At 48.0% G+C, this 14204-nt stretch carries 11 protein-coding genes; 4 read left to right on the top strand and 7 right to left on the bottom strand.

Translation table 11 applies throughout. The features are described from left to right. Positions 1–65: 65 nt before the first annotated feature. Both BC351_RS15855 and BC351_RS15860 read right to left on the bottom strand, forming a co-directional pair. Entirely contained in the window at positions 66–3218 is a 3153-nt protein-coding gene (locus BC351_RS15855; RefSeq protein WP_079413720.1) for an efflux RND transporter permease subunit, read from the bottom strand. Further along, on the bottom strand, positions 3215–5185 hold the full coding sequence (locus BC351_RS15860; protein WP_079413721.1) for an efflux RND transporter periplasmic adaptor subunit: 1971 nt from the start codon (positions 5183–5185) through the stop codon (positions 3215–3217). The genes BC351_RS15855 and BC351_RS15860 overlap by 4 nt, the downstream gene beginning before the upstream one ends. Positions 5186–5639: 454 nt before the next feature. On the opposite strand from BC351_RS15860, the gene BC351_RS43435 reads away from it, so the two are divergent. Both BC351_RS43435 and BC351_RS15865 read left to right on the top strand, forming a co-directional pair. Next, positions 5640–6362: a chondroitinase family protein gene (locus tag BC351_RS43435; RefSeq protein WP_244209023.1), complete on the top strand. Its 723-nt coding sequence runs from the start codon at positions 5640–5642 to the stop codon at positions 6360–6362. A 96-nt stretch (positions 6363–6458) separates the two neighbouring features. Next, positions 6459–8714 (top strand): chondroitinase family polysaccharide lyase, encoded by a 2256-nt coding sequence (locus BC351_RS15865; protein ID WP_244209024.1) that lies wholly within the window; start codon positions 6459–6461, stop codon positions 8712–8714. 47 nt (positions 8715–8761) lie between these two features. On the opposite strand, the gene BC351_RS15870 is transcribed toward BC351_RS15865, so the two are convergent. The 3 genes from BC351_RS15870 to BC351_RS15880 form a co-directional block, all read right to left on the bottom strand. After that, positions 8762–9292 carry a DUF1003 domain-containing protein gene (locus BC351_RS15870; protein ID WP_079413722.1) on the bottom strand — a complete coding sequence of 177 codons (531 nt, stop codon included), beginning with the start codon at positions 9290–9292 and terminating at the stop codon, positions 8762–8764. 281 nt (positions 9293–9573) lie between these two features. Next, the gene (locus BC351_RS15875; RefSeq protein ID WP_079413723.1) at positions 9574–9786 is read right to left on the bottom strand and encodes a helix-turn-helix domain-containing protein; all 213 of its coding nucleotides are present in this window, start codon (positions 9784–9786) and stop codon (positions 9574–9576) included. Positions 9787–10009: 223 nt separating this feature from the next. Beyond that, positions 10010–10858: a helix-turn-helix transcriptional regulator gene (locus tag BC351_RS15880; RefSeq protein ID WP_079413724.1), complete on the bottom strand. Its 849-nt coding sequence runs from the start codon at positions 10856–10858 to the stop codon at positions 10010–10012. A gap of 115 nt (positions 10859–10973) precedes the next feature. Between BC351_RS15880 and fabF the strand changes: the two genes are divergently transcribed. Both fabF and BC351_RS15890 read left to right on the top strand, forming a co-directional pair. Then, positions 10974–12209 (top strand): beta-ketoacyl-ACP synthase II, encoded by a 1236-nt coding sequence (fabF, locus tag BC351_RS15885; RefSeq protein WP_079413725.1) that lies wholly within the window; start codon positions 10974–10976, stop codon positions 12207–12209. Between the two features lie 101 nt (positions 12210–12310). Continuing rightward, a complete protein-coding gene (locus BC351_RS15890) occupies positions 12311–12700 on the top strand; it encodes a helix-turn-helix transcriptional regulator (RefSeq protein WP_079413726.1) in 390 nt (129 codons plus the stop codon). A 447-nt stretch (positions 12701–13147) separates the two neighbouring features. Here the strand turns inward: BC351_RS15890 and BC351_RS15895 are convergent, their stop codons facing one another. After that, entirely contained in the window at positions 13148–13870 is a 723-nt protein-coding gene (locus BC351_RS15895; RefSeq protein WP_079413727.1) for a metallophosphoesterase family protein, read from the bottom strand. 21 nt (positions 13871–13891) lie between these two features. Continuing rightward, complete coding sequence (locus BC351_RS15900) at positions 13892–14197, bottom strand: Dabb family protein (protein ID WP_079413728.1); 306 nt, start codon at positions 14195–14197, stop codon at positions 13892–13894. Positions 14198–14204 lie beyond the last annotated feature (7 nt).

The following is a 14204-nucleotide window of genomic DNA, read 5'->3' on the forward strand; positions in this document are numbered from 1 at the left end:
TCCTGAGGAAAGCTATCTTCATAAACATCTACTGAGCATGTTTCGTACCATCATACACCTAGCTTTTACACGGAAGGTGTCGATGTTTGTTCCTGTAAAGCTGCAGGTTTGCGTTTGAATCTTCTTGCGATGCCATCCTTCCAACTATCCAGCAAGGTGTATACGACCGGAACCAGAACGAGTGTAATGAGTGTGGATAGGGTCAAGCCAAAAGCAACAACTGTCGCCATGGAAGCTTGTGTTTCTGCCCCATCCCCAAACCCGATGACCAGCGGCAGCATCGCAAGCACCGTAGTTGCCGTCGTCATTAGAATAGGGCGCAGGCGGATTTTACCAGCTTCCAGCAAAGCATCGAACAGCGGCATTCCTTTGGCACGCAGTTGATTCGTGTAATCAATTAAAACAATCGCATTATTAACGACGATCCCGATCAACATGATCATACCGATAATCGAGTTCATATTAATGGTCCGATGTGTGACTAGAAGACCTAGTATCGCACCAACGAAGGTTGGCGGCAGAGAGAACATGATGATGAAAGGGCCATACAACGATTCAAATTGGCTCGCCATAACCATGTATACCAAAGCAATGGACAGGAGCAAGATCAAGTACAAGCTCTTAAACGAATCGTTTTGACTGGTCTGTTGTCCTCCCAATGTAACTTGATAGCCATCCGGCGGCTGAATCGCGTCAATTTTTTGTTTGACTAAGGCGGAAACTTCGCCAACGGAAGCCCCAAAGACGGAAGCTTGAACCGTTGCTACCCGATTCTGATCTTGTCTGCGAATTTGCGCAGGACCCGTTCCGGGTTCCACCTTGGCAATAAGACTCACAGGCACAACGGTGCCGCCTGCTGTATTGATCGTGACATTATTGAAATTTTCCAGTTTATTCGTAAAATCATTCGGGTATTTAACAAGCACTGAAATTTGCGAGCTTGCTGTTTTGAACTGCGTAGCTACACTTCCCTGATAAGCTGTACGCAGCGCCGACATGACATCTCTTAATGAAACACCATAATGCGCGGCGGCATCGCGGTCAATCGTCAAATTAAATTGTGGAATCGAACGATCCAATGTGTTTTGCACGTTTCTGGTGCCATCCACAGAAGTGATTTCTTGAGCGACCAGATCCCCCAATTTCTGTAAAACGGCTAAATCCGGCCCGGATAAATTGACTTGAATATCGCCACCGCCGAAGTTTCCGCCACCGCCAAGGCCTGGCAGACGAACCCCTGCTGGAACGCTCACACCAATCTGTGCGCCGGCAAAGCCCGTAGTCAACGTTCTGATTTGTTCGGCCACTTGATCCGTCGTTTTCTTTCTTTCACTAAGCGGTTTCAGTCTAATTTGAATACTCCCTGTATTCGTCGCAGCGGACTGGAAGGCGCCGCCACCCGCAGACCCGACAGAGGTAAAGACAGAGTCAATCTCCGGTACATCCTTCAATCTGGTCTCAAGTGTTGTTGCGACCTGATTCGTCACGGCAAAGTCTGTACCCTGCGGCAGGTTAATATTTAAATTGACTTGCCCTTGATCTGTTTTGGGCGTTAATTCGCTGCCGACAAACCGTACCGAATACACACTGCCTGCAAAAAGAATCACAGTGATCGAAATAATAACCCAGCGGTGCAGCATAGACCATTTAAGCAGCCTGCCGTAGACGCCGGTGACACGTTCCATGCCTCGACCGAACCAGATCAAGGGATTGAAGGACCTACCGGCTGGAAGCTCTTCATCGACTTTCTTCCGCAAAATTTTGGCCGCTAGCATAGGCACGAGTGTCACAGCTGCAAACCATGCCGCGATGTGAGAAAAACAGACGACAAGCGCCATTGGCCAGAAAAATTGCTTTACTAAGCCACTGATGAAAGCGGTAGGCGCAAAAACAGCAATTTGCGCAAGCGCGGACGCCATAACCGCTGTGCCAACTTCGGCTGTCCCCACCTTGGCCGCTTCTTCCGGTGACAAGCCCTCATGCCTTTTGCGGAAAATGCTCTCTAGCACAACGACCGCGAAATCTACAAGCGAGCCTAAACCAAGCGCCAATCCGCCAAGCGTAATGGTATTTATGGTTTGATGACTGAAATACATCATACTAAATGTACTAATAATCGAGATCGGAATAACAACGCCGATAATCAGCGTGGCCCTGACGCTTCGCAAGAAAAACAACAAAATGATGACGGAGAAAACACCGCCAAGCAAAGTATGTTCAACAACAGTGCGCAAGGAATCGCGAATAAATTTGGCTGAATCATTCAAAACCGCAATATGCATGCCTTCTGGAAGCTTAGACTGTATCTCTTGAAGCGACTGCTGAATGTTGCTGGATACAGAAACCGTATTGCCATCGGATTGTTTCAGCACAGACAAACTGACACTGACTTCTCCGTCCTTGCGTGCTTCGAGCGTAACATCTTGATACGTGTCAATGATTTTGCCAAGCTCGCTGAGCGCAATCGTTTGTCCCCTGCCCAGTTGTACCTGAACCTTACCAATGTCAGCAATGGATTTGAAATCTCCATCTATGTGCAAAGGCACCAGTTGACTGCCTTTATTGACAAGTCCGGCATCTGTCGATGAATTATCATTCCCCAGAGCTGATACCAGCGTGCTGAATGAAATATTGTATTGCTGCAAACGGCTTGGTTCAACAAGAATTTGAATTTGTCTAACACGCCCGCCGGTAACACCGACGGATGCAACGCCATCCGAACGCTGAACATCCGGACTCACAATATTGTCAGCAATATCGCGTAAGGTTACCAGATCCGTTTTGCCATACAAGGCTAATGTCATAATTGGCGTACTGTTCGGGTCAACACGCGATACAACCGGCGCATCCGCATCGGAAGGAAGCTGCCTTCGAACACGGTCCAGCTTGTCTCGCATCGTTAATGTCGCCTGATCAATATTGGTTCCATAATTAAACTGCAGCGTCACGTTGCTCGATCCCGTTCGAGAGTTAGATGAAATACTCGTTACGCCCGTAACCGTAGCCATCGCGTTCTCAATCGGCTTCGTAATTTGCTGTTCAATTTGCCCAGGAGAAGCACCGCTCCAAGACACCGATACCGTAGCCGAAGGGATTTCTAGGTTTGGATAAAGATCCACTGGCAAGAGCGGAACCGCAATGGATCCCACAATCACGAGTGCGATCATGATCATTAGAATAGTGACAGGACGATGAACGGAGAAATTAGCTAATTTCACTGTCCAGCCCCCGCTTTCGAATCCGTGCTAGAACTGCTCGGCTTGGGACTCGCTGCGTCCCCTGCCTTGCCTTGCGAGCCTTGACCGCTCTGACCTCCTTGGCCGCCAGCTCGACCTTGCCCTTGGCCGCCTCCCTGTCCGCTTTGACCGGTTTGACCGCCAGATTTGCCTTGACCGCCCTGGCTGCTTTGACCTCCTTGACCTCCTTGGCCGCCATTTCGGCTCTGGCCTGCCCCTTGTCCTGGTTGATTAATCTGAACAGGAACATTATCCGATAGCAGCTCTTGTCCTTTGACGACTAGCTCGTCTCCGACTTGAAGTCCGCTCGTAATTTCAAAAGATGAGCTTGTCATTACGCCTACTTTAACCAGCACTTTGGAAGCTTTGCCATCTTTGACGATGTACACAGCATTTCCGCTTGGCTGACTCAATACAGCATCAGCTGGCACTACGATGGATTGCTTGCCTTCGCTTTTGAGCGAGGATTCCGCAAACATGCCCGGAAGGACCTCATGATTACCATCATTTATCTTAATATCGACCAAAAATGATTTGGAAGTAGGGTCCATCGTTGGATGAATGGCATACACGGTCCCGTCAAAGGATTTATTCAATGTCGGGATTTTGACTGCCATGGATAAGCCCGTCTTAATTTTGCCGATGGACGCCTCCGATATGTTCACGGTTGCCAATACCGGGTCGACTGAAGCTATCGACATGACGGCGGATTGGCCCGTATTCTGCCCGACAGGAACGAGGATGGCACTGACAATCCCCTCGACGGGACTCGTCAACACACCGTCCTCAAGCTGCTCGCTCAGAATTTTCAATTTGGTTTGAGATTGCTGAAGCTGCGCTGCACTTACTTGCAGGGCATCCGTAGACTGTGCTGTTTTTAGCGCTTGCTTGGATTGCTCCAAAGTAGCTTCCGCACTGTTTTTGCTAATATCTTGTGCTGATTGGGACTGCGCAAGCTGTGTGCGACTGAGATCTAGCTGAGCCGCTGATGTCGCCTGTGTATTCGCCAGTGCCAAAAGCGCAGAGTTTAGACTCTCTTGAGCAACTTGAACAGCTTGGGAGCTTTGAGCTGTTAACAAAGCATTCTGCAAGCTAGTCAAGGATTGCTGAGCGGTTTGCGTATCCTTATATTGAGATTGCTGGGCTTGCTGCAAGGCCAATTGGGTAGTTTGCAACTTCGCGAAAGCACTGTCGATGTCTTTCCCAGATTGAGCTGCTGTATTATAAGCAGCTACAGCCTGCTGTACGTTTAATTGATATGTATCTATATTGTTATTCTGAGTTGTTAATAAACTATCCAGCTGCGAGTTCAAATTCGTTTGGGCAACGGTTACCGCAGTCGCCGCATCGGCTTGGGCCTTGGTGAATCCCACTTGAGCCGAAGAAACCCCTTGTTTCGCAGTTTCAACCGCATTTTGCTGCGTCGTAATGGCATTATTAAGCTGAGTTTGAGCTAGAGCTACCGCATTTTTCTGATCATTAATCGTTTTCTCATAAGCAGCTTGTTGAACCGCAAGTGCTTTCTGAGCAGAAGCCAGACTATTGGCTTGATCATTGATAACCTTGTTGTATTGGACTTGACTTAAAGCAACTTCACTTTTGGTTTGCTCGACGGATTGTTGCAGCGTTGTTGTGTCGATATGCGCCAAAGCTTGACCGACCTTCACCTTTTCCCCAACCGTCACATCCAGGGCAGTCATTCGACCATTGACCTTCGAGGACAGATTCGTTGTGAATGCAGGTGTTATTGCGCCAGTAAAGATTTGTCCGCCACCGATATCCGACAACTTAACGGCTTGTGTTTCGACGGTCATTTGACGTGTGCCTGATCGACCGCTTGCCCCCGGTTTGGGGGTGCTTGCCGGCGTACTGCAGCCCGCAATAGAGACGGTTATCGCAGTTACAACTGCGATGATTGCTGTGCTTTTGAGTGAACTGTACTTCCTCATGGGATGGAAACCTCCGTCTACTTCTTTTCATTTGGGCAAAAGCTCTCTTCCAACTTACTTGACATTGATGATAGATGTATGATCAACATGTAAAAAAATTGTAAAAATCGCAAAATTCTCAGTTGCTATAGGAGAAAAGACCTGTTCATTCGACATTTTGCGCAAGGTTTTTTTCAACCTCTAAACTCTTAATCTAGGGACCTTCTTCTTTCTATAAGAGACTAGGAAACACGAACTAATTTTAGGTATAATTATGCATTTTCTGATATTTTTGAAATTTTATAACAAACTGGAAAATTATATCCGATAATCAAGACATATCTACTTGCAAAGGAGATTGATCTGCCCAAGCGAATTCAAGCCAGATGAATAGAGGCTCATTCCTCGAAGGAATGTACAGTATTCCGCTCGGCAAAAAATGGCCTTTATCATAAAAAAATCTAAGGAGGAATTTATGATGAACTCAACCGTATCAAAAGGAAGGAAACATGGGATGCGGCTTCTGGCTGCGGCGCTGCTTACCGCATCAAGCTTGGAGGCATTTCCCGAGAGAACGTTCGCTGCCGACGATTACTCCAAGACGGAATCCTTTGAGGCTCCTGCGCTGCCTTCGACCTGGAGCGTGGAGAACGGCGGCACTACGGCGCTGTCCAGCAAACATTACAAACACGGAAGTCAGTCCATGCAGTGGACGTGGTCGAATGGTTCCAAGCTGCGCGACACGCAGCCTGCCAATCTAGCCGCAGCGAACGTCAAATCCGGCGGCATGAAACTATGGATTTACAACGAGAATCCTGTTCAAGATCAAGTGACATTCAATTTCGGCAAAACGGCCGAAATTAACAGCGGCATCTTTCACTACACCTTCAAAATGAATCTGAATTTTAAGGGATGGCGGGCCGTCTGGGTCAAGTTCAGAGAAGAAGGCAGGAATCCGGCCTATACGCAAAATCCGAACGAAGCGCTTGAGACGATGCAGATCGTTCCGCCCGCTTCGGTGCCGTCGGGGAGTCTTTACTTCGACAATCTGGAATTTTCGGCTTCTATGGTTCAGAGAAGGTCGGCTGATTATCAGATGCCTAAGCCAGGCATTAACGTTGGCGGCGGCACATGGGATAATGTCTACTACTACAGCCAACAGCAGCCAACGATGCCGCTGCCATCGACCATTACGTAGCAGGATATCGATGCATTCAATACGATCTCAACCAAATATGAGAAGTGGGTTTACGGCGATGCGCTCCAGTATGCGAACTTGAGCGGGCCTTTGAAAATGCGTTATGACGGCCTCCAAAATTTCATTCGCAATGGACTTGCCGCTTACAATGCGCTGCATATCGTCAGACACCCAGGAGGCGCCATTACTGGAGAAGCGCTGTACGCCAACGCAGACCCGCATTCGCCCAAATTTGGCGACAATGTCAGCAAAACCGTGCTGCTGCCGCTCGTCTTCGATTACAAGATCAATGGCAATGCAGCAAGCAAACAAAAAGTGCTCGATGTACTCGATTATATGAACGACCAAGGGTGGGCTGAAGGCAGTTCGATTGGCACACAGGATCATGAAGCGAACAACAACAGCGGGTATTTCCATACGATTTATCTCATGCGCAATGAGCTGAAGGCGGCAGGGATCTTCAATCGAGAACTGAACACGATCTTCTGGTACGCCAATTTCGGCAAAACGTTCGACAACTCCGTCTATGTGGAGACGACAGCGGACGAAATGCGAACAAAATTCATGTACGATCTGCTTTATGTTCTGGGCATGGATAATACGCCGAAGAAGGTTCAGTACATGACTGGCCTCGTCGGCTTGTATGAGCAAGCGCTCCAAATTGCGCCTGGACTCGCTGATACGATCAAGCCTGACGGGACGCTTTTCCATCATCAAGGAGTGTACTTGAATGCATATGGCGATCATGCGATACACAACACGGCCTTGATCGCTTACTTCCTGAGCGGAACTCCTTATGCCCTGTCCGACAGCGTATTCAATAATATCAAAAAAGCACTGCTCACACTGGAGCTGGCCTCCAATAAATATGCCATGCCTGTCGGTGCGACCGGACGTTTCCCCGCAGCAACAAGCCCGCTTACGAGCCTACAGGGATACGCCTATCTAGCTATGGCCACAACTCCAATAGACACGGAACTCGCCTCGACTTTCATGAGACTGTGGGACCCGCAATCCAAAGTACTGCAAGGCCTTTTCCGACAATCCGACTCGTACGGCGTTGAGTATCTGGATACGCTCGGCGGTCTGCAGCTCGCAGACAACCTGGCGAAGGCAGGTTTCGCTGCGAAGGCAAATCCGCAAGGGTACTGGGTCATGCCGTACGGCGCAATGGCCGTTAACCGAATTAATGACCGTCTAGTCGGAATTAAAGGTTGGAGCTACTATGCCTGGGACTTCGAAGCCTCTGACAATCAAAATATATACGGCCGATATCAAAATTATGGCAATATGCAAATTCTACAGAATGGACTGACGTCTGGAATTATCGAAAGCGGGATAAATGTAGAAAACGGATGGGATTGGAACCGCTGGCCAGGTACGACGGTGCAGCACTTGTCACTGGCTGAACTTGCTTCGACTAACGGTCCGATGAACTCTTATTCGGACAGCAAATTCGTAGGAGGCGTTTCGTCTCAAAACAAATATGGCGTTTTCGCCATGAAACTGCATGATACCGTCTATGATCCCAGCTTCCGCGCGAACAAATCGGCCTTCTTTTTTGGCGATAAAATTGTCAGCTTAGGCTCGGATATTCAAAATATGGATTCCGCGCACAATACAGAAACCACCTTGTTCCAATCCTACATGCCTAGCACCTCAATGCCATTTTGGTTCAATTCAACAACCTCCGTAGTCAGCGCGACGTATACGAGTACGATCACGAGTCCAACCCCGGCTTGGATCGTCGATCCTTACGGCAATGGCTATGTGCTGCCGAATGCGGCCGGCACTGTGATCACGCGCGGGGGGCAAAATTCCAAGAACAACGCGGGCACTAAAAATACGTCTGGCAATTACACGACCGCCTATATCAATCATGGTTCTGCACCGGCATCGGCCGGCTACGAGTATGCCATCAAAGTAGGGGCAGGCCCACAGGGGACGGCCAATTTCGCGAACAACATGCAATACACTGTTCTGCAAAAAAACAGCAATGCTCATATTGTTAAAAACACGGAGCCGGGCAAGGAGATTACCGGTTACGCCATATTTAACAGCAGTGTGCCGGTCAACCAGGGATTGATTCTAAGCAGCAGCGATCCGATCATCGCGATGGTTCAGTCCATTAGCGCGAACGAAGCCATGCTGAGCGTGGCCGATCCCGATCTGCGGATTGCCGCAGAACTGAGTCCGAGCGCCATGAAAAAGGACACGCTCCTATTAAACGGCAAATGGCGTTTGAAAGCCGCCAGCAGCGAAGCGCGCGTGATCAGCACAAGCGGGACGACGACGACCGTAGAATTTGACACCGTACATGGCAAGTCGATTGACATCACACTAGTGAAATAAGGGCGCACAACCCAAAAAAACTATCCAGCAGCTGGATAGTTTTTCGTTTATTTACTTTCTAACAGCCTTTTAATCGCCTCTAAGTCTTCCTTCACTTCTTTCCTAAATACAGCAAAATCATCTTCCAGTCTATGCAAATGTCCTTGGATATCTCCAATTTCTTGCTCTGCTTTGTAATTAATGGCAAAGTCCACCATCGTCTCTTTTTTATCTCTAGTCGCTTGTCTATTTTGACTCATCATGATGATCGGAGCTTGAAAGCCGGCAAGAAAGGATAAGACCAAATTCAACAGTATAAAAGGAGACTCATCGAAATGTATCATTTTCGTAAAAGAAAGAGAATTAATAATAATCCACAAAGCAAGAACGCAAAAAAAGAGATTAATGAATTTCCAACTGCCGCCAAAAGAAGCTATCTTATCGGCAAGTTTATCTGACCATTTGGTCGACCGTGCGTATTCCTCATTCAATTGCTGGTGAATATGACTTTCAAATTCATCTACTAAACGATTTACCCGAGCACCATACTCATTTAAATCATGAACAGCACTCGCTTGTCCCTTAGAATCTTGTGACATTGCCCAGCCCCTTTTGTTTATTCGCCATTTTCGCTTAGTATTTAAGTATCATTTTAGTTCCGTCATGCACCATGTTTATACATCTTCTTACCATTTCCTCTTGAAAAATGCAACTTCTTTTTACTCGTATCCCTTTAGGACTGAGTCTCTACCTACCCTATCTACTTTGGTTTTCACCAGCAGCAGCGTTGCCGCGCCTCCAAGAAAGTCCCCACAGGAACACCGAAAAAAAGAAGTCTCCTATTTATTGAATAGGAAACCCCTTTAATGGTTGAATGAACTTACAATAACTCAATTTTGAACAAGTCCTCCAGATCTTTGCCTAGCAAGTCACTCAGTTTTTTGGCAGTTGCCGGCCCTACAGATTTAATTGATCTTTCAAGTAAGCTGACATAAGCATGGCTTAATCCCGAATGCTTCGCCAGCTCTCTTTGGGAATATCCCTTTATAACTCTTGCTTTAACGAATTCATCGGTTTTGGCCATTATTTTCATACCCCTACTCCCTTTTCCTTCATGTGTAAAACAGCAAATTCAATGTGATGTGGTGGTCTCATCACTATCACGTTCTCATTCTGTTCCCCTTGCAACCATTATACCATTATTTTTTACTAATGCAACCATATTTGTTTACCTTAGTAATCAAAGTTAAGAGTTTGAGAATTTCTGGATTCCTTGTGAATAGCGAAATTTACGCCCCTCATTGCTAAAACATCCCCTAATCCAGATCATTTAACTTGCTCAGCAGAAGCCTCACCTTGGAATCCGTATCCGAATCTTGAGCCGGTGTGTACACACTGCATCTTAAATCTGTTCGCCCCTGCACTTGAAGCGTCGTCAAATCGAACAGCATTTTTCCTACTTTGGCATGGCGGAATTCAATGAATACCTCCGGTGCTGAGCTAACGTCGCTTTGGTCCCAGAACGTACGAAAATCTTTGTTTTGCTCACTTATCTTCTCGATAAACTCGCTGTACCAGTTATCGGCTACATATTGTCCGTAATAAGAGCGAAACATAGCAAGGAAACCTTTAACAAAATCACTCCAGTTCACTGCCAACGTCTTTAATTCTTTTCTTGTGAACAACAGCCAGATCATATTCCTTTGTTCGGGAGGAATAAGGGCAAAGTCGAGGAATATCGCTGCTGCCGCTTGATTCCATCCGACAATGTTGCATCTGCGATCCGAAATAATCGTGGGACAATCATGCAGCTCGTTCAGAATCCTGCTGAGTGCTGGGCTAATGGTTGGGGGCTTATCTTCAAAGGTGGTTGGTGCCGGCTGCTCAAGAGCGAGCATAAAAAGATACTGACGCTCATCTTCATTCAGCTGCAAAGCCAGTGCAATACGATCCAATACTTGGACCGACATCTTAATTTCCCTGCCCTGCTCCAACCAGGTATACCAGGTTGTAGAGACCCCGGCTATTGCGGCCACTTCTTCCCGGCGCAGGCCGGGAGTTCGTCTGCGCCCTCCACTCAGGATGCCCGCTTCACTAGGCTGAATTCTCGCTCGATGGGCTGTCAGAAACCCAGATAAGGCTTGAAGCCGTTCCTTGGCATTCATCGTTTTCCTCCTTGGACATGAATCATAGCAGTCATTATACCAGTATAAACCATAACTTGTAATAGGATAACATATGTGACAATCTAATAGCATAACACGTAAGGAGGAACACGAAATGAAACGAGTCGTTATTACAGGCATGGGTGTTATTACACCGATAGGCAATGATGTAGATACTTTCTGGAGCAATCTGACAAATGGCAAATCAGGCATCTCCAAAATCGACCATATGGATGTTTCCGCTTATAAAACAGACTTTGCAGGCGTTGTCCGAGATTTTGATGCCGAGGCCGCTGTCGGGCGGCGGGATGTGCGTCGAATGGATCGTTACTGCCAATTCGCCGTGGCCGCGGCCAAGCAAGCCTTAGACGATGCAGGTTTGGTCATTGATGCAAGCAATGAGGAACGTGTCGGCGTCTATATCGGTTCGGGAATTGGCGGGATTCAGACGATTCTGGACAATTACCGCACGCTGCTTAACCGTGGGCCAAGCCGTGTCAGCCCCACGGTGGTGCCGATGATGATCGCTAATATGGCCGCAGCGCAGGTCAGCATTTTGTATGGGGCGAAGGGCCCGACTCTCGCTCCAGTTACGGCTTGCGCCACCGGCAATAATGCGATTGGCGAAGCCTTTAAGCTGATCCAGCGCGGAGGCGCAGACGCCGTCATTGCCGGCGGCGCCGAAGCGACGGTCACCGACCTAGCGCTGGCCGGCTTCGGCAACGCGACGGCGCTGTCGACGCGCTGTGACGCGCCGGAGCAGGCGAGCCGCCCGTTCGACGCGCAGCGGGACGGCTTCGTCTCCGCCGAAGGAGCCGGCGTGCTCGTGCTCGAGTCGCTCGAGCATGCCGAGCGGCGAGGAGCCAAAATCCATGCCGAAGTCGTCGGCTATGGTTCTACCTCGGACGCCTACCACATCGTGGCGACGGATCCAACAGGCGCGGGGGCGTTCCGAGCCATGCGCGATGCTGTCTCGGACGCCGGGATTGCGGCGGAGGAGATCAACACGATCAACGCGCATGCGACGAGCACGATCGCTGGCGATCTCTCGGAGACGCTGGCCATCAAGCAGCTGCTTGGCAGCGCTGCCTACCAGGTGCCCATCTCGGCCAATAAGTCGATGCTTGGCCATATGCTTGGCGCAGCCGGGGGGGTTGAGGCCGTAGCGCTGATCAGAACTCTGCAGGACAACTTGATCCCGCCTACGATCAATTTGGAAAATCCGGATCCTGTATGCGATTTGGATTATGTGCCGCTTGTTGCAAGACGAGCTTCACTTCAATACGGCTTATCCAGCTCATTTGGATTCGGCGGTCATAACGCCGTGCTTATTTTCAAAAAATACGAATAAAAGACATGAAATTTTCTCCCCTCCTAATTGTAATTACTTTAGTAAACTGTTACTATTAAATTGTTTACTAATGTTTACTTTTGTTGTGAGGGTGAGAATCCATGTATTTCTACGATAAATTAAAAGATATGCGCAAATTAAAAGGGTTCACGATACGCGAGCTTGCTGATCGTTCAGGGGTTTCCGCAGCCTATATCTCGCAGCTGGAGAACGGGAATCGCGGTATCCCCTCTCCCGAAGTGTTAATGAAGCTGTCCGAGGGACTCAACACTTCCTATTCCGAGCTTATGGACATTGCCGGCTATCTGGAATCTTCGCCATCCACCGAAAATTTCCAAAGCAATCCCGTCAATTTGCGGCGTTTTCTCCGGGATAACGAGCTCATGTTCGATGGTGTGCTGCTTACCGATGATGACAAAGAATGGGTTGAACGTATGCTGACTGTCCTTTTCTGGAAAGAGCGGCAATCTGCGAGAAGTGATAAGCAGTAAACGATTGAAGCAATTGGCAGTGAACATGATAAACCTGCAAATATGCATCTTTTATCCCCTGAAAACGACACTTTCAAGAAAATTCCTGCGATTCTGCATGCTTTTGGCGACTTTTCTTCATTTCTGGAGGAAAAAGCTTAAAATGCCTGCATTTTTGCAGGCATTTTCATTTTCCGCGCGATTTCACCAAAAATTCCTGCACAATCGCAGGTTTTTCATCCCTCTGAGACTTCAGACTACCCTCTTTCCGCATAAGTCCAAATCACGCAAACTAATATCCAAGCCAGTCAACGCCGAACTCTCTATACTCTTTACACTCATTACACAATTTACACAATAATCCAAATAAACATCATCCACTGCTCGAGTTCAAACAAACTAAAATAACCTCCAACCCCACGCTAACGCGGAGTAGAAGGTTATCCTTTGTCTTATCCCTTGCCAATTTCATTTGACAAAACCATTCCGAATTATGCTGATCATCATTTCCGCATTCGGGTAGTTTGCTTCTTCGTACTGCTTGACGACCTCTTCAACGGGATAGGAAATGCGCTCGATGGAAGTGCTGAGATTCCCTCGCTGAATGTCAATGATCACATAAGCGGCTTTGGGCAGCCCATCAAATGGAAGTCCGACACTTCCCACATTGATTAGTGTTTTACCGTCCAAATAGCGAATGTAAGGCCTGTGAATATGCGCATAAATGTAGACATCAGCTTCTGAGCCGGACATCAGCTTGGTTTTCAGGACTTCATCGCCTGCGCCTGGCAGCACGATCTCGAATAGGCTGTCTGGCGTTGCATGAAAGGCATGAATGTTAAAGCCTTCAATTTCCAATTTCAACTCGGTGGGCAAATCTTCCAAATAGGCGATGTCTGCTGAGTCCAGCTGAGCTGCCGTCCATTCCCGTTCTTGCCTCATCATCGCAATAGCCTGTTCAGGAACTTCTCCTTGATTCACGCCGCGAATCACCCATTCATCGGCATTGCCTTTAATCACCTGCGTCTGCAAGGAACGAATCAAGGCAAGGGATCGTTTCGGATTTGGCCCGCGGTAGCATAAATCTCCAAGCACATAAATCTGATCAATCTGCTTCTGGGTGATATCCGCCAATACCGCTTCAAGCGCCAGTGAGTTCCCATGGATGTCCGATATAAAAGCTATTCTCACGCCTAATCCCCCTGATTCCGACTATTTCTTGATTGGATAATCAATCACGATCACATTGTCAACCAACCCATCAATGGATTTCACGAACTGCTGATGCAACGGATGCGGGCCATATTGCCGCAATGACTCTTGATCTTGAAACGTCACGCGAAGACCGATGGAATATCCCTGAATGTGGTCCGTTTCTTCGGTTTCATTGCTGCCCGCTGTGATCTCAACGATGCCGGGAATTTGCTGCTTGAAAGCTAACAAGGTTTCGATCAACTCTTGCTCTTTCTGTGCGTCTAATGGCTGCTTAAATTTAAATGAGACCAAATGTTCAAACATCCTGGTT

Source organism: Paenibacillus ferrarius (assembly GCF_002027705.1).
Taxonomy (GTDB): domain Bacteria; phylum Bacillota; class Bacilli; order Paenibacillales; family NBRC-103111; genus Paenibacillus_E; species Paenibacillus_E ferrarius.